This is a genomic window from Pseudochryseolinea flava, assembly GCF_003286915.1.
Lineage (GTDB): Bacteria > Bacteroidota > Bacteroidia > Cytophagales > Cyclobacteriaceae > Ohtaekwangia > Ohtaekwangia flava.
Genome location: NZ_QMFY01000024.1, coordinates 26,301 through 43,533, shown reverse-complemented (window position 1 = coordinate 43,533; position 17,233 = coordinate 26,301). Strand labels below are relative to the sequence as shown.

General features: G+C 43.7%; 16 protein-coding genes. 6 read left to right on the top strand and 10 right to left on the bottom strand.

Annotated elements, in window-relative coordinates:
• Nucleotides 1–9: 9 nt before the first annotated feature.
• Nucleotides 10–774 carry a DUF3298 and DUF4163 domain-containing protein gene (locus DQQ10_RS26090; RefSeq protein ID WP_112749893.1) on the bottom strand — a complete coding sequence of 255 codons (765 nt, stop codon included), beginning with the start codon at nucleotides 772–774 and terminating at the stop codon, nucleotides 10–12.
• Between the two features lie 254 nt (nucleotides 775–1,028).
• Between DQQ10_RS26090 and DQQ10_RS26085 the strand changes: the two genes are divergently transcribed.
• Entirely contained in the window at nucleotides 1,029–1,484 is a 456-nt protein-coding gene (locus DQQ10_RS26085) for a hypothetical protein (RefSeq protein ID WP_112749892.1), read from the top strand.
• A gap of 14 nt (nucleotides 1,485–1,498) precedes the next feature.
• Here the strand turns inward: DQQ10_RS26085 and DQQ10_RS26080 are convergent, their stop codons facing one another.
• The 3 genes from DQQ10_RS26080 to alaS form a co-directional block, all read right to left on the bottom strand.
• Nucleotides 1,499–2,659, bottom strand: a complete 1,161-nt coding sequence (locus DQQ10_RS26080; RefSeq protein WP_165824131.1) for a TlpA disulfide reductase family protein — start codon at nucleotides 2,657–2,659, stop codon at nucleotides 1,499–1,501.
• Nucleotides 2,660–2,682: 23 nt separating this feature from the next.
• Nucleotides 2,683–4,137, bottom strand: coding sequence for an Asp-tRNA(Asn)/Glu-tRNA(Gln) amidotransferase subunit GatB (gene gatB, locus DQQ10_RS26075; RefSeq protein WP_112749890.1), 1,455 nt, complete (start codon nucleotides 4,135–4,137; stop codon nucleotides 2,683–2,685).
• 99 nt (nucleotides 4,138–4,236) lie between these two features.
• Nucleotides 4,237–6,945, bottom strand: coding sequence for an alanine--tRNA ligase (gene alaS / locus DQQ10_RS26070; RefSeq protein WP_112749889.1), 2,709 nt, complete (start codon nucleotides 6,943–6,945; stop codon nucleotides 4,237–4,239).
• A 222-nt stretch (nucleotides 6,946–7,167) separates the two neighbouring features.
• Here alaS and DQQ10_RS26065 point away from each other — a divergent pair, with 222 nt between their 5' ends.
• From DQQ10_RS26065 to dprA, 5 genes are all read left to right on the top strand, one after another.
• A complete protein-coding gene (locus DQQ10_RS26065; protein ID WP_112749888.1) occupies nucleotides 7,168–8,130 on the top strand; it encodes a M23 family metallopeptidase in 963 nt (320 codons plus the stop codon).
• Entirely contained in the window at nucleotides 8,130–9,095 is a 966-nt protein-coding gene (locus DQQ10_RS26060; RefSeq protein WP_112749887.1) for a M23 family metallopeptidase, read from the top strand. Before DQQ10_RS26065 ends, DQQ10_RS26060 begins: the two co-directional genes overlap by 1 nt.
• A gap of 189 nt (nucleotides 9,096–9,284) precedes the next feature.
• Nucleotides 9,285–10,349 (top strand): CapA family protein, encoded by a 1,065-nt coding sequence (locus DQQ10_RS26055; protein ID WP_112749886.1) that lies wholly within the window; start codon nucleotides 9,285–9,287, stop codon nucleotides 10,347–10,349.
• Between the two features lies 1 nt (nucleotide 10,350).
• Nucleotides 10,351–10,689: a MerR family transcriptional regulator gene (locus DQQ10_RS26050; protein ID WP_112749885.1), complete on the top strand. Its 339-nt coding sequence runs from the start codon at nucleotides 10,351–10,353 to the stop codon at nucleotides 10,687–10,689.
• Between the two features lie 80 nt (nucleotides 10,690–10,769).
• Complete coding sequence (dprA, locus tag DQQ10_RS26045; protein ID WP_112749884.1) at nucleotides 10,770–11,873, top strand: DNA-processing protein DprA; 1,104 nt, start codon at nucleotides 10,770–10,772, stop codon at nucleotides 11,871–11,873.
• Nucleotides 11,874–11,882: 9 nt separating this feature from the next.
• Here dprA and DQQ10_RS26040 read toward each other — a convergent pair whose 3' ends face one another.
• From DQQ10_RS26040 to DQQ10_RS26015, 6 genes are all read right to left on the bottom strand, one after another.
• A complete protein-coding gene (locus DQQ10_RS26040) occupies nucleotides 11,883–12,521 on the bottom strand; it encodes a tetratricopeptide repeat protein (RefSeq protein ID WP_112749883.1) in 639 nt (212 codons plus the stop codon).
• Nucleotides 12,522–12,584: 63 nt separating this feature from the next.
• Complete coding sequence (locus DQQ10_RS26035) at nucleotides 12,585–13,436, bottom strand: hydroxymethylglutaryl-CoA lyase (protein WP_112749925.1); 852 nt, start codon at nucleotides 13,434–13,436, stop codon at nucleotides 12,585–12,587.
• Nucleotides 13,437–13,603: 167 nt separating this feature from the next.
• A complete protein-coding gene (locus tag DQQ10_RS26030; RefSeq protein WP_112749882.1) occupies nucleotides 13,604–14,503 on the bottom strand; it encodes a carboxylesterase family protein in 900 nt (299 codons plus the stop codon).
• Between the two features lie 162 nt (nucleotides 14,504–14,665).
• Nucleotides 14,666–15,853, bottom strand: a complete 1,188-nt coding sequence (locus DQQ10_RS26025) for a metallophosphoesterase (protein ID WP_112749881.1) — start codon at nucleotides 15,851–15,853, stop codon at nucleotides 14,666–14,668.
• 152 nt (nucleotides 15,854–16,005) lie between these two features.
• The gene (locus DQQ10_RS26020) at nucleotides 16,006–16,524 is read right to left on the bottom strand and encodes a YfiR family protein (RefSeq protein ID WP_112749880.1); all 519 of its coding nucleotides are present in this window, start codon (nucleotides 16,522–16,524) and stop codon (nucleotides 16,006–16,008) included.
• A 119-nt stretch (nucleotides 16,525–16,643) separates the two neighbouring features.
• Nucleotides 16,644–17,006 (bottom strand): hypothetical protein, encoded by a 363-nt coding sequence (locus DQQ10_RS26015; protein WP_112749879.1) that lies wholly within the window; start codon nucleotides 17,004–17,006, stop codon nucleotides 16,644–16,646.
• Nucleotides 17,007–17,233 lie beyond the last annotated feature (227 nt).

The following is a 17,233-nucleotide window of genomic DNA, read 5'->3' as shown; positions in this document are numbered from 1 at the left end:
AAAGACTGGTTACCGGAGCCAGTCTTTTATCTCGCTATACGGGACCAATACCTCCGTTGGCCCAATCGCATAGGGTGCTATTTCATAGTTATTGTAAAAGAATAGAATTCCCTTCTTCGTAAATCCGTAGGTTTTCGTTAGGCGAAATTTGTCCTGAGGGAATTCAAAGTAGCTATTCGACAGCGACGAAGAGTCTGGAATCTGACGAACAGTTCTAAAAACTTTCTCTCCGACTACCGTTAGCGGCGCTTCAAAACCTTCTTCCAATTCATGGGCGAGTAAGATATCATCTCCTGTATGTGGATCGATATTAAGGAAGTCTGTGCGTGTATTTGGATGTCCGCCACCTGTGTATTCATCACGAAAGATAGCGAGACTGATCAGCGTATCACTCACGATATTTACGCCGACAATTCCGCTGAAATACCAACGCTGTTTGGAGGTGGGATCTTCCATTTGATATTCTTCGAATTGGTGAACAAACGCCTGAGACGCCTGTTGGATTGTTAATGGCATCGCCTCCGAATAACCTTGCGTGAGCAAGGAGTCTATTTTAAATGTGATCTTGTTTGCTACATTCTCATCGACCCCCTCAAACACAGGGTAGGTCACCTTATAGCTCGCGACTACGGTCGTATCTTCTTGTTGTGGTGTTGATGCGAATTCAAACACCTTCATTGTTGTTTTGATGTTTAATGCAGGGCCAGAGACTTTTTTGTTAGTACACGACATGACAGCAAGTGCCAGTACGAATGCGCGTAAAGGGTATTTCATAGGATGGGCTAGGTTTTCTTCTCGACGTGTATCGCAAACACTATTCAGCAATTGGCTATCAACAAATCCCCCAAAAGTAACAACTATAGCCCCTAGAAGCGATGAATAGTGATCACGCGACTTGTTAAGTTAAGCATATTTTTTAACACTTCGAACGACATCCGTAAGCGCACTTCAAATGAAAATAAGTTTAGACTTAACCTTGTCACGCCTTTAACGTTTCATGAAAACACGATAGCCTAAACAACTTACCGATGGAACGTCGCGACATACTAAAAGAACAGATCGAGCAGCTTGGTAAATTATTAGGAAAGATGCTCTCGACATTCCTAAAATTGAAATCAGAAGGGTCTACTGACGTTGCATTCATAACAACTCAGGCGCAGGCACATGAAATACTTGGCGTTCACTTTGAAGCGTTTCTTCAGCACGACAAGGACAGTATGATAGAGTTGCTAAAAAAGAAGGGCTTCACGGATACGCATGTTGAACACCTTGTAGATTATTTCATCGCTGTTGGCAACGCGAAACTAAAAGACGGCGATAAGAGCGGACTATTGCTTTTGAATAAAGCGACTTCCCTATTGGATATAGCCGATCTAATTTCCAAAACAGCCTCTCTCACACGCCTAGAATACAAAAACAGAATCCAGTTGACGATTGATAGCAATAAAAAAAAGTCGGATGACAACCACCCGACTTCCTTTTAACGCTTTCGTTAATTTCACTTCTTCAGTATCTCCGCGAGCTTCGCGTGCAAAGCCGGTCCTCTTAAATTCTTTTCAATGATCTTTCCTTGTGGATCGATCAACAATGAGAAAGGAATGGATGAAATACTATATGTCTGCGCTGCCTCAGAATTCCAATATTTCAAATCCGACACATGCGTCCATTCAAGTTTGTCAGCTTTAATCGCGTTAACCCAATCTTGACGATTTCGATCGAGCGATACACCGAATACCGTAAAGCCTTTGCCTTTAAATTTATGAAATGCCTCAACAACGTTAGGGTTTTCGGCGCGGCATGGGCCACACCATTTTGCCCAAAAGTCCACCAATACATACTTGCCCCTCAGCGATGATAGTTTAACAACCTGTCCCGTCGTATCTGGCAATGCAATCTCAGGAGCGATTTGTCCAATAGCAAGCGCTTTTACTTTCTCGATTGCTGCTACGAAGTTTTTTCCAACTTCAAAATTTGGCCATTCTTTCTTTATTTTTTCAGCCACGGCAACATACGTATCGATGTAAAGATCACGATCGAGTACCTGGCCACCTTCGAGCAGGTTGATCACGCCAAGTGACGGCGGTTCATTACGCAACAACGGCGCTACACTATCACCCACCATGGTTAGATATTTCTTCCGAAGAGTTTCCATCTTCGCCCCATCTTTCGCCTGAGCCGCTGCCGCGAACTCCTCATTTAACTTCGCAACCGCAGGCGAACTCTCAGCGCGCTGTAAAATCTGCTGAACCTTTCTAATGATTTCAATTTCTGGAGAGCCTTTGATCTCGACATTACCACGTGGGTCATTCCCTGCGGCAATAATCTCAACATTACTTTTATACAGAATGAAATCGACGATCTGTCTATTATAGTAATTGATTTTATAGTACCCTGGTTCCGTTAGCTTCACTTTTTTCGTGAAGGTATTCTTTGCTGACAGCACCACGGTGTCTTGCCATACGACACCACTTTCATTCACTTGTTGGATGGTAACTTTTCCCTTCTGAGGAAACAATACAGATCCCTTTACAGTAACAACCCAACCGCCTTGTGTCGGTTCTGCAGCCGTTACCTTCGGATCATCTTTGCTCGTGGATGAACACGACAGACAAGCCAAAAACGCCAATAGCGTAATGGTAATCACCTTGCTTATGTTCATTGCGGTGGCATTCATAAAGGCCATCATACTTCTTTTAGTTTCTTGGTTAATAATTCGTTCGCAACTTTAGGATCTGCTTTCCCCTTACTACGCTTCATCACCTCTCCCATGAACATGGCAATAATCCCTTTCTTTCCATGTTTATATTCTTCAACTTTCAAAGGAAACTCCTTGATAACCTCATTAATGATCGGCATCAAAGAATCTTGATTGCTATCTTGGATAACATTCAATTGCTGTGCCACTTCGAACGCAGTCTTGTTCGGATTCTTGAGCAGCTCAGTGAAAATCTGTTGTGAAGCTATGGTGTAACTGATTTTTCCGCCATCGATAAGCTCAATCATTTCAGCAATGATCGCCGGTCCGACGGGAAATTCGTCAGCTGTAAGTGAAAGCTCTTTCAAATAGGACTTTACGGGCCCCATAACCCAGTTTGAAGCCGCTTTGTAATTCTTCGTACGACCACATATCGCTTCAAAATATTGGGCTACATCTTTGGAGTCCGTCAACACTAGCGCATCATACTCTGGAAGCTGATATTCATTGGTATACTTCTTTGCTAACGCACGTGGCAACTCGGGCATCGTGTCTTGAATTTCCTTCAACCATGCATCTGAAACTTCCATCGGGCTCAAATCGGGATCCGGAAAATAACGATAGTCGTTTAACTCTTCCTTCGTACGCATGCCGTACGTCTTCCCATCGTTCGCGTCAAAAGTTCGCGTCTCGGAAACCACGCTCTCGCCGCGCTCTAGTAAAGAAATCTGACGATCAAATTCATGTTCAATAGCGCGTTGTACGTTACGAATGGAGTTCATGTTTTTGATCTCAACTTTCTTACCGTATTGCGTCGCTCCTTTTAACATCACTGATACGTTCGCATCGCATCGAAGCGATCCTTCTTCCATATTGCCATCACATATGTCAAGATAGCGCACCATCTTTCTTACTTCCGATAGCAATGCACCCGCTTCCTCCGACGTACGAATATCCGGTTCTGTCACAATCTCAATTAAGGGTACACCCGCACGATTGAAGTCAACCAAGGTATCGCGCTCTCCTTCTAAGTGAATAGACTTTCCGGCGTCTTCCTCAATATGAATACGATTCAATTTGACATCACGATCACCTTCTTTCACGGTGACAGTAATGTAGCCACCTTTGCAAATAGGCGTGCGGTCTTGTGTTAATTGATATCCCTTCGGAAGATCAGGATAGAAATAGTTCTTCCGATCAAAAATGTTAAACCTGGAAATCTCGCAATGCGACGCCAGCCCCATCTTGATGGCAAACTCGACAGCTTTCTTGTTAAGCTTTGGCAAGGTACCGGGATGCGCCAACGTGATCACGCCGAGGTTTGTATTCGGATCACTTCCAAAAGCATTCGCATCTGAATTGTAGATCTTGCTCTTGGTCAACAGTTGCGCATGTACTTCAAGACCGATGACAAGCGTATATTTCTCGCGAAGGGAATTCATTTTACGTTTTCAAGTGTGTTTCAAAGTGGAAATACGATGTCTGCTCAACGGTGTGGCTGTACGCACAAGGTTGCCCAGAACTGTATTTACTTTTTCCAACTAAATAAGTTTGCGTGCTTTATCCAACACCGCAGCCAGCCCATTGATATTCTTACCACCGGCAGTAGCAAAGAAAGGCTGTCCACCACCACCACCTTCAATCTCTTTCGCCAATTCCTTCACCATGTTTCCGGCATGATACTTTTTAGATTCCATCAACTTTTCGCCGATCATCACCGCGACCTGTGGTTTGCTTTCGACGTCGGCCGCCAATATCATCAGCAAATCATCGAATTGGTTACGCAATCCATACGCAATATTCTTCAAAGCATCTGCATTGGGCACTGTTACGCGCTCAATGATCAGATGATATCCGTTACTCTTAACAGCCTTCGCCGCAAGTTGATCTTTAATCTGGTTGGCTTGTTCCTGTTGAAAAACCTCAAGCTTCTTCTCCAGTGCGTGCTTCTCCTCAAGCAAGCTCTTTGTAGAAGCTAACAGATCTTTTGGATTCTTTAAGAGCGCTCGAACTTCTTCTAACACGGCTAGCTCACTTCTAAAATATTGCTCAGCGGCCTCTGCGGTGATCGCTTCGATACGACGAACTCCGGCTGCTACGGAACTTTCCGACACGATCTTGAACATGCCGATTTGCCCTGTAGACTTCACGTGCGTTCCACCACAAAGTTCTACCGAGTATTTCGGATCGAATGTAATCACACGAACAAAATCACCATACTTCTCGCCAAACAAAGCCATGGCACCAAGTGCCTTAGCTTGTTCGATTGGAACGTTGCGTTTTTCGTCTAGCGGAATATTCTCACGTACTTTTTGATTGACGATATATTCGACCTTCTGTATTTCTTCGGTTGTCATTGCCGCGAAATGTGAAAAGTCAAAACGCAGTACTTTATCATTTACAAGCGATCCTTTCTGCTCAACATGCTTGCCCAGCACGCTACGTAACGCTGCGTGTAGTAAGTGCGTTGCAGAGTGATTGTCTTCCGTCAATGACCGTTTCTGTTGATCGATCTTCGCCTCAAAGGACGATTCTAACTTTTCAGGAAGCTCTTCTGTAAAATGAATGATCAATTCATTCTCCTTCTTCGTATCAACAATGGTGATCTTCTCGTTGATATTTTGGATGTAGCCGGTATCCCCTACTTGACCACCGCTTTCTGCATAGAACGGCGTCTTGTCGAATACCAGTTGGAATAGCTCCTTATTCTTTTGTTTAATTTTTCTGTATTTAATAATCTTTACTTCAGCTTCCTGCTGATCGTACCCAATGAACTGAGGCTTAACGTCGCTACCGACAATCACCCAATCTCCAGTTTCCTTCGCCGCATCAGTCTTCGAACGTGATTTTTGTTTGGCCATTGCGGCGTTGAACGCTTGTTCATCAACCGATAGGCCACGCTCACGCGCGATGAGTGATGTTAAGTCGAAAGGAAATCCAAAGGTATCGTAAAGCTCAAAAGCAAGATCGCCGTTAATCACACCATTCTTCGCTTCATTTTGAATAAGTTCAAAACGTTTCAAACCTTTCTCTAGCGTTCTGAGGAACGAAGCTTCTTCTTCAAAAATCACCTTACTCACATACTCTTTCTGTGATTCAAGTTCAGGGAACACATCTTTTAAAGGCCCGCTTAGAATTGGAACCAATTTATAAATGAACGGTTCTTTAAAATTCAAGAATGTAAAACCATATCGAACTGCCCTACGAAGGATGCGTCGGATGACATAACCAGCACCTGCGTTTGATGGAAGCTGACCATCAGATATTGCAAATGAAACAGCACGCACATGATCGGCAATAACGCGCATCGCGATGTCTGTCTTCTCATCTTTCCCGTAAGGGATATTCGACGTTTGCGCAGCGAAGTTGATCAACGGTGTGAACACGTCTGTATCGTAATTCGACTGTACAAGATTGATCGCGCGGCAAAGGCGTTCAAAGCCCATTCCCGTGTCGACATTTTTTGCAGGGAGGTAACGAAGTAGTGTCAGCGAAGATCTTAACTTTTCGCGTTTTGCTTTCTTATCCTCACCATGATATTCAAGGTCGAACTTAAACAATTCGGAAGCTCCACCCTTTTCAGGATTCCAGTAGCGTTCGAATTCCATGAACACGTTGTTCCAAATTTCAATCACTTGTGGATGATCATTGTTCACGAGGTCCCGTCCAGGTGTCGTCGCGCGTTCCTCGTCAGAACGAAGATCAACGTGAATTTCCGAGCAAGGGCCGCACGGACCCAAGTCAGCCATCTCCCAAAAGTTATCCTTCTTATTTCCTTGGATAATGCGATCCTCTGCCACGAATTGCTTCCACAGGTCGTAGGCTTCTTGATCGAACGGAAGATTATCATCCTTATCACCGGCAAACACGCTCACATAGAGCCTGTCTTTGGGTAGTTTATATTCTTCGGTTAATAATTCCCACGCCCAAGCAATTGCCTCCTTTTTAAAGTAATCACCGAACGACCAGTTCCCGAGCATTTCGAACATGGTATGGTGATAGGTATCGATACCTACTTCTTCGAGATCGTTGTGTTTTCCACTTACCCGCAGACATTTTTGGGTATCGGCGATACGACTGGCTTTCGGCGTGGCATTTCCAAGGAAGTAGTCCTTAAATTGAACCATCCCTGAGTTGGTAAACAATAAGGTGGGGTCGTTCTTGAGTACCAAAGGCGCTGAAGGAACGATCGTATGTCCTTTTTTCTTAAAAAACTCTAAAAATGTGCGTCTAATCGAGCCAGAATCCATTGTTGTAAACCGCTTGTTTATGTGTACCCTATGTCGCCTCACCGCTTCTATGTCACGTTTGAAGAGACACAGGCTTTGCTGAGAGGCTATTTTTACTATCTTAGCCAGCTGTTGGAAACCGGCAAGCCACAAAAATAAGCGCAGATAAGGAGATTAGGCAGGTAATTAACGTTTTTTTGGCCCGGAAGCCCCAAACATTTTTTCTATCTGCGGATTAAACGGATGAGTAAGATCACATACGTCTACAACCAAAAAACGTGTCAATACGAACGGGCACGTCTTTCTGTTCGAGAGGTCATCACCTACCTTATCGGTTTGGTTTCCGTGAGTTTCATCTTCTTTGTCGGACTCATTTTCCTCTACAATTATCTTGTTGAAAGCGATACTGAAAAAGCATTGCGAGCAGAGAATGCAGCCATAGAACAATATAAACCAGTTCTTGAAGAAAAGCTTGCTGCTATTCAAGGAACACTTTCCAAACTCGATGAACAGGATCAAGCGCTGTACACCCAATTGTTCAACGCGGAGCAGCCTGCTCGTGAGAAACATGAAGCGCTATTCCCGAAAGATAAAGTGTTGTTGGCCAGCGCGTCGGAGTTTAAAGTATTTCTTGAGCAACTCGAGAATAAATCAAAGGATATTAATGCTGAATCCGCCGCGATACAACACGATCTCCACATCAGCGATGCTGGTATGGCGTTACTCCTCGCGGCACCATCTCGCTCGCCCATCGACGGACTTACTGCCGACCATCTCGCCTCAGGTTTCGGTGATCGTGTAAACCCTTTCCATAAAGGTACCTACCACCATGAAGGAATAGATTTAGCAATGCCGCGCGGCACTGCAGTATTGGCGACCGGTAACGGTACCGTTGTATCCATCAAGCGAAGTGAACTACAAGCCGGTTACGGAAACTATATCGAGATCAACAATGGAAATGGTTTTGTAACGCGCTTCACGCATTTAGAAGAAATCGTTGTCCGCATTGGACAAAAAATCGAGAAAGGGGCGATCATCGGCACCGTTGGCAACAGTGGCGGCTCCGTTGCACCACACCTTCATTACGAAATCCTGGTAAAAGGAAAACAAGTTAACCCTGTGCTATATATGATTGAAGGATTTGATCCCGATCAATACAGCAGCATGCTCCAAAAGAGCAAGCAACAAAACCAATCACTTGACTGATGGCCAGAACGAAGTACATTTATAATCCTGAAACTTGTCGGTACGAAACATACTACGTCCGTGGAAAGACACTTCGCAAGCGTGTGTTAATATTTATCTCGACTGCACTTGGCCTTGCTATCGCGACATGTTCATTCTATGTTAAGAAAGTCGGCTCATTTGATGAGATGCGCCTCACTCAGAAAAACATTTTGCTGAAGACTGAATGGCATTTATTGGAAGATCAAATCGCAAAGAGCAATCAACATCTTCAAGAGCTCATTGAAAAAGATGACCATAACTATCGTATAATTCTTGACTCGCATCCACTAACACCTGAAATTCGTGAAGCTGGTATCGGGGGCAGCGAAAAATTCGATACAAAGATACTCAAACACTACCCGTATCTGTTAAGCGGATATACACGTGCAGAAAAACTGAAGCATCAATTGGATGTCGAAGTTCAATCATTTGAAGAACTGAGTAAAATGATGGAAGAACGCGTGGAAATGTGGGCCTCGAGACCAGCTATTCAACCCATTAGTAACAAACAGTTAGACAACCTTCATTTAACTTATGGGAGTCGCTTCCATCCTATCCTGAAGATTTACCGCGAACACAAAGGGCTGGATTTCACGGCCGAAAAAGGAACGCCCGTCTACGCCACCGGTGACGGTGAAATCGCTATGGCATATTTTTCTGACTCCTACGGAAACGTGATTTATCTCAACCATAGTTACGGGTACGAAACACGCTACGCGCATCTTTCAGCGTTTGCCGTAAAACCCGGTGATAAAGTAAAACGTGGTCAGGTGATTGGCTATGTTGGAAATTCCGGAACATCAGTATCTGCGCACTTGCATTATGAAGTCTTATACAAGGGGCAACATGCCAATCCTATTAACTTCTTCCAGCGTGATCTCAACAACAAGGAGTATGAGAAATTAATTGAGATTGGAAGTCAGCAAGATCGCCCGCTAGATTAAAGTTTTACTTCAGCATTCAGTTTTTTATTTCTACTTTCGCAGTCATGTCTTTGGCTAAGAATCTACGCACCATCTGTGTGGCGTGCAGCACATTATTTGTCTGTACACACATCTCTAGCGACACTTCTCAGCCGGGAAAGTATTTCACAAATGTGAAATCATGTAAAGCAAAATAAGGTTTCTCTCTCCATGAACATTTTCAAATACGCGGCGTTCGTAACCACTTTTCTTTTAGCGTTTAACGCGACAGCACAGGTCGATTCGACCAAGCGCGCTCCCGACACATTGTCGATAATCGGCGTGGGTGATATCATGATGGGAACAAGTTACCCAGAAGATAAACTACCTGGTGATGACGGGGCATTCTTGATGAAAGATGTTGAATCCGTTCTCAGAGATGCCGATGTCACGTTCGGTAACCTTGAAGGTACTCTGCTTGATGTCGGCGGGACACCGAAGTCATGTAAAGACCCAAAAGTGTGTTACGTTTTCAGAACACCCACACGATATGTTCGAAATTTGATCAGTGCAGGATTCGATATGATGAGTTTGGCCAACAATCATGCAGGCGATTTTGGTGAAGCCGGTCGTAAGAGTAGCATGAAGACGTTGGAAGTAGCAGGCATTCTTCATGCAGGCCAGATCAATCAACCTTATGTGACGTTTACCAAAGATAGTATCACCTACGGGTTAGCCGCATTTGCGCCAAATTCAAACTGCGTTCCACTCAATGATCTCGAAGGTGCTAAACGAATCGTAGCTCACCTTGATTCCATTTGCGACATCGTTATCGTTTCATATCACGGTGGCGCAGAGGGCGCGCAATTTCAGAATGTGCCGCGTACGACAGAGCTTTATCACGGAGAAAATCGCGGCGACGTTTATAAATTCTCACGAACCTTAATCGATGTCGGTGCGGATGTTGTTTTTGGCCACGGACCGCATGTAACACGTGCCATTGATGTCTACAAAGGACGATTCATTGCCTATAGCCTCGGAAATTTTTGTACATATCGTGGCATCAGTGTGAGTGGCGTGAATGGGTTGGCACCAATTATTAAGGTGTACACCGATCATGATGGCAAGCTTTTCAACGCCCAAATCATTCCAACGTACCAAACTTATGGAACTGGCGTCCGCGTTGATGCGCAAAAACAGGTGATCAAAAAGATTCAGGAACTCACCAAAAAAGATTTCCCTGAATCAAAAGTACAGATTGACGATAACGGTTTAATTACTTATCTTTCTAATTAACATGGCGTATAAAGAAAAGGAAATCGAAAAACTCTACTTCTCGATTGGTGAAGTGGCAGAAATGTTCAGTGTTGCCCCTTCTTTGATCCGTTTCTGGGAATCTGAGTTTGATATTATCAAGCCAAAGAAAAACAGAAAAGGTAATCGCCAGTTTACACGAGAGGACATCGATAACGTAAGAACGATCTATCACCTCGTGAAAGAGAAGGGCTTTACGCTTCAGGGCGCGAAGGAAATGCTTCGCAATGACAACGAAGCCGTGCGTGATAAAATGGAGATGATTGAATCACTCAAAAAGGTAAGAGGTTTTCTCGTGCAATTGCGTGAAAAACTTCAGTGAGTTGTTTATATTGTAATGATTTTGACAGCCGGTGATACTTCATCGGCTTTTTTTATTGGCCCTTAAAACCGTTGTGTATAATGAATCAGAACAGACTGGCGCTGCTGGCACTTCATGCCATTCCTGGCATTGGTGACGTCACCCTTCGACAACTCATCAGCTATGCAGGCAATGCCGAAAATGTATTTAAGACTCCCAAGGGTAAGCTGCTAAAAATTCCTGGCATTGGCCGTATTACAGCCGAAGCTATTCGGACTGGCAACACGTTTAAACAAGCTGAAAAAGAATTGACTAAAGCAGAAAAGGATGACGTCCAAATTCTACTTTTCACAGACACCAATTATCCGTCTCGTCTAAAACAAGTTCCTGACGCGCCATGTATCTTGTATGTTAAAGGCAATGTCGACTTCGAAAATCCAAAAACCGTCGGGATTGTTGGAACCCGTAAAGCAACAGACTATGGACGAAACTGCGTCGAGGATTTAATCATCGGGTTGAAAGAACACAAACCACTTATCGTAAGTGGTCTCGCATACGGCATCGATATTCAAGCGCATAAGCAAGCTGTGAAGCACAACCTTCCTACGATTGGTGTGATGGGTAGTGGCGTCGATGTGATTTATCCACCAGCTCATCAGGAAACAGCAAAGAAGATGCTTCATCTGGGTGGACTTGTCACGGAAAATTCTTTTGGAACGAAACCCGATGCCCACAACTTTCCTGCGCGCAACCGTATCATCGCCGCTTTATCCGACGCGTTAATTGTGGTTGAAGCCGCTGAGAAAGGTGGTGCACTCATCACCGCTGACATATCGAATAGCTACAATAAAGATGTGTTTGCTTTTCCAGGAAATATTGGACAAAGCTATTCTACCGGATGTAATAACCTGATCAAATCCAACAAGGCGTACATGATCACCGATGTCAAAGATCTCGAATACTTAATGAATTGGGACTTAAATGAACCTACCAAGAAAAACCATTTCAATATTGGTGAAGATTTCAGCGACGAAGAACGAAGCATTGTACAAATCCTTCAGTCAAATAACAACCAACTCATGATTGACGAACTTGGGTGGAGAAGCAACATCAATATTAGCAAACTTGCCTCTATCCTATTGACGTTGGAATTTAAAGGTATCGTAAATGCCTTGCCGGGAAAAATTTATAAGCTCAAACTATAAGTATCGCACTTAGTAACTTCCGTCACTGTCTTGCGATTTTTGATTACACTTTTCCTTGATCGTTTCGTACGCCTTTAAGTCGCCGAGCTCGCCGGCCTTGCTAAGGTCGAGGCAACCATTTTTCATATCACCAAAATTGATGCGAAGAATTCCACGCATATAATATGCGTCCACATTTTTTGGGTTGATGGTGATGATCTTCGAACAGTCATTGATGGCATCTTCGTACGCTTGGAGAAACTGTTTTGCTTTGCCTCTATTAAAGTACGCTTCGATGTAGTTCTCATTGATATTGATGGCGGCAGAATAATCTGCGATCGCGCCATAGTAGTCCTGAAGTTTCATTTTAACGTTACCACGAGCGAAGAAAGCATCTGCAAACTTCACGTTCTTTTCGATCGCCGTGTTATAGTCTTTCATCGCACCGTGTCTGTCGTCGAAATTATCTTTCAGGTTACCACGGACGTAATATGCCGGAGCATAGTTGGGATCAGTTTCGATGGCTTTGTTGACGTTCAAAAGCGCTTCCATGAATTCACCTTTCTCATAAAGATCGCGGCCTTTCTGAGTGTATTCCTTAGCACCTTGTGCCAGGGCAACAGAGCTGATGATGAGCAGCATTCCGATGAAAATGAAGACTTTGTTCATGGACGTAAAATTTATGACAAAATTAAGCGATTGTCGTGCCACGAATCATACGAGGTAATATTTTCAATGCTTTGGAAATATTTCGTCCGCGATCTTCATGGCTTCAGCAAAAGCATGAGAATCTATTGTAAGCGGAACCTCCTGTGATCCGAGATACATAACAATTGTTTCGGTCGCCAGGTTTCCAACCAAATCATCTTTCGCCATAGGGCATCCCCCAAACCCCCGAAGTGCACCATCGAACCGACGACACCCTGCTTGATACGCCGCGGCAATTTTGCTTTGTGCTGCCTGTGGTGTGGAATGTAAATGTATTCCAAACTCCACACCCCGCGCGTGCCTCGATAATGACGCATACAGATCGTTAATCGTTTGCGGCTCCGCACTCCCCACAGTGTCTGCTAGCGAAATAACATCGGAGCCCAATGTCTTCAGAATGTCAGCAAACTGAACAACCAACTCAGGCGCATACGGATCGTTGTAAGGATTGCCGAATCCCATACTGATATAAGAGACTAGCTTTTTATTTTTTGCGACACAGATATTCTGAATTTCCTCCAGCGAACTCAGTGCTTCCGCAATGGATTTATTTGTGTTACGTTGCTGAAAAGTTTCAGATATGGAAAGTGGAAACCCTAGGTATTTTATCCCCTCAAGTTCTGCCGCTTCTGCCGCGCCTCTCGTGTTCGCCACAATCGCCAACAACTTGGAACTACTTTGCTCCCATTCTAACTTTGCTAATACTTCCGCAGTGTCACGCATTTGTGGAATAGCTTTGGGCGACACAAAACTTCCAAAATCAATCGTATCAAATCCAACCTTTAATAGTTGATTAATATAACGGACTTTATCTTCAGTCTTTATAAAGTCGGTGAGACCTTGCATCGCATCACGCGGACATTCCACTAGCTTCATCTTCATCTATTGTTTATGCTTTCTGTTTCGATAGACCAAACAGATACCATTTTAGCATTATTTCAGCGATTAAAAAATTGTAAACGAATTATCATACGTCCGAGTTCGCGCACAAAAAAAGCAACCTGACAAGATCAAGTTGCTTTCTTGTAATGGTAAATAATCGATCAATCTTTTCTTTTATACTGAAACATCCAATCGTACACCGATTTATCAAATGCATCATATTCGCTGCTAGCCGTACCAATACCCGAGCCGCTATACGTTCGTGTCCAAACGTCATGACCCGCATCTTTGAAGACTGAAAGTCGGGCTTTCACGGCAGGTTTCGGTAACTGAGCATTGTATTCGTTCACATAATTCAATGTTGACTCGAAATTTGATTCGTCTTGATCGCCAACGAAAGACCATATCGGTGTATCGTTCGCTTTATTAAATCCTTTCTTAGCGCCATAAGCTGCTACGGGCGCTGCAGCAGCAATGTATCCCGTTGCATCATCTTCAAGACTCAGGTAATCGTAGACACCATTTCCGCCATGACTCATTCCAGTCAGGTAAATTCGTTTGGGATTGACCCGATAGTTGTCGACCATGAACTTGATAAAATTTTTCAGGTGAGAAGGATCGCCGCCACCCCAGTTATTTGCGCTACCTGTAGTGCCGTGAAATTGTGGAGAGACTACAATCATCGGATATTTTGGATTCCACGTTCCACCCTTAATTAATTTTGGTGGTCCATTGGCAAGTACTTTATCCAGTACAGCTTTTGTACTGGTACCATCACCGCGTTCTGATTTTCCATGGAGAAATACGAGTAACGGATAAGACGCCGAACCTCCAGTGTAGCCACTAGGCAAATAAACATAGAAGCCAAGCGATGCTTGTGTTGATCCAAGGACTTGCGCCACGTGCTGGCCACCGGTATCCTTTGGGAGCGCACTCAATTCCGTATCGGTACCACCGGAAGGAGTCGGATCTGCATCACTGTCACTCCCACCACAACCAGCCAACGTGCCTAGCACACTGGCTGCAAAAAATAAGGCCATAGCCTTTCTTAAGGTTAACATAACCGTAGAGTTTTTTAGGGTACTAAGCGTTTTCGTTTAGTAAAATGAATTTACGGAAATCAAACAAACAGCCATAGTAACCAACATGCACATGGCGGTATAAAGGGGAATAATACGGTTAGTCGCAGCCCTGAGAGATAAGTTGTCGCCAGAAAGATCGCGTCAATCCAAATCCTCAAGCAAACCAGTATCAAGTACGCGGAAGTATTTTCCTTGCATAATCAACAGTCCTTCTGAGTGCATGGAAGGGAATGATGCGCCCCAACGTTCCTGAGGATGTTCAACATCTACCGCGATGACACGCCCATCGTGCAACATATCCACATGTGACTGAATCGTATGCCCAACAACAATTTTATCAGCTTCAAAAACATTCAATGTACTGTCGATAGTAGCAACATCAATATCACCTTTAAAATAGCCGCGATACCAATAAGGTGATTTTTCGCTTGAACGTAGAAGTTCATCGTCGAACTTGCTGGCGCTCCGACGCGGATAATATTCTTCCCCGTAATAACGACGGATGTAATTATTCAATGAGTCCAACGAATAACGATAGCCTGCAAAATCCGGATGCAAACCGCCATGCGCAAACAATACGTTGTTTATGCGTTCAACTGTATTTTTACTGGCAAGCCAACGCGCAAGAAAAGAAACCGTAGGATCATATAATTGATTTGGCTTCAACTTGAGCAATGATGCAGCCATGGAATATTTACCAGAAGCGTATCCATGATCGCCTTGCATGTTCATGATTTCATGGTTACCCAAAATGAAATGAACCTTCCCTCCGACACGCTCTGCATCTTGCTCAAGACGGTAAATTAAGTATAGCACCTGGTTCACGAAGAAGCCGCGATCAATGAAATCGCCAAGTAGAACAAGATGGCCCTTTCCAAAAGTCCAATTTAATTTCTTGTCAATGACCTGATTATTAATCAAGAAGTCGCGAAAAGACTTATAGTTTCCTTCAATGTCAGACACTACAAAGATTGACTCTCCGGTTTCATATGTGGACGGTGGTGATTGAATGTCATGATAAGGCGACAACACAATGGGAAAAGAAGAACTATCAGGTCCGTAATAAACAGATAGCCCTACCGTAGTGTCGCTAACTTTTCGTTGTTCAAGCCAATAACCTTTTTCGGAATTACCATGAATATAGCTGACATACACAGTGTCATTACGTGTAATAACAAAAGGACCTTCATTCTCTAACAGTTCACTGAAATGATAATTCGGATCATACTTCAATTTATTTCCAGCGAGAAGCAAAAAAATAACAGCTCCGACGGAGATTGCAACCACAGTAAGAAGGATGTGCTTGAGGTAACGTAGAAAATTTTTCATCACGAACGGTTTAGGTTTTCGCGATGCATGTCAAACACCCGGCCAAACTGAAAACCTTGAAATATCAAACTCCTGCAGCGCTGCGATAAGATTTCTGTTCGAATTTGTACAGCGTACTGTTCATTCTCCCGAGGTACGGCGATTATAGTCAATTACAAATCAACAACGATACCCCGTCCTCTTACCGTCGAAGATATCTTCATCCCGCGGGCCTCGATGCGTTTACAATTCACTTCATACCGAAGTTTTCCATCGACGAGTACAAAATTAACATCGCTTCCCTTTTGAATGAGATCTGTTTTGTTTGTGACGATCAGCACGGATGATTTTCCGAGTTTATTCACAACCTGCGCGAGTTGCCTCGCCTTATAGGCAGGAATGAAAATTATTTGACAATTGGAAACTTCGTCAGCATGTGCAAATTCTTTGATCTCCACCGTATGCGTGCCGATTTTAGACGATCCAACAGAGGTAGTAAGCTCCGCTGCGAGCGGTGGATATTCCAAAACGCCAATCGTAAATTTCTGCCCGGAAGGAAGGTCTGGCCATTGGATTCCTTTCGCAAAACTGAGCATTAATAAAGCGTACACTTTTTCCTGCGATTGCGCAGAAACAACATTTGCAAAATGGAATGAGGAAAGGATAAATAGTATGATACTTGCGCTGCGCATATCGGTAGCGTTGATTACCCGTTGTTTTTGGTATGCAAGTCTACCAAAGCAACGTTACCTCATGGTTAATCTAGTATTATATTGAAATATCGTTCGCCCATCGGAACCGGAAAGCATCATTAACGCTCGTGACGACCTCTAAATACACGTCGCAGCGCAAAAAAGCTTACAACGGACCAAAATGCGGGAAGAATCATTTGTGTTATTAGGTAGGTACGGCTATCCATCATCACATGATTACGAATTGCTTGTTCAACCAGGGTGTTGCTACTGGCATTGTGCGGCAACATTTCTGGACGCCATGTCAGGTACGCATACCCAAATTGCACAAGATCTGATGCGTTATACAGGGCAATCAGGCACCAAAAAATAATCAATGTCGCGGGTTTGCGTTTGTAAAGCAACACCGACATGGTTGCATAATACACGACTATGATTACAAAACGGATCTGCAGTGGGAAGTAAGATGCCGAAAGTGGCATCCATGAAAATTAAGGGAGTGTACTGAAAATCAAAAAAATCAAAATGAGAACCAACGGTATGGCTGCGCATATTGCAGAAATAATCAAAGAGAAACGGCGCAATTTATCAAGTATACCGTTCAGTGCGCGGTAATAAAAAATTAAAAAGACAGCGAGAAGAATAGGCACGAACAACGCGTGGTATTGAAAGTAGGTCATTGCTAGTTGGTGTTAGACCATATTAACTT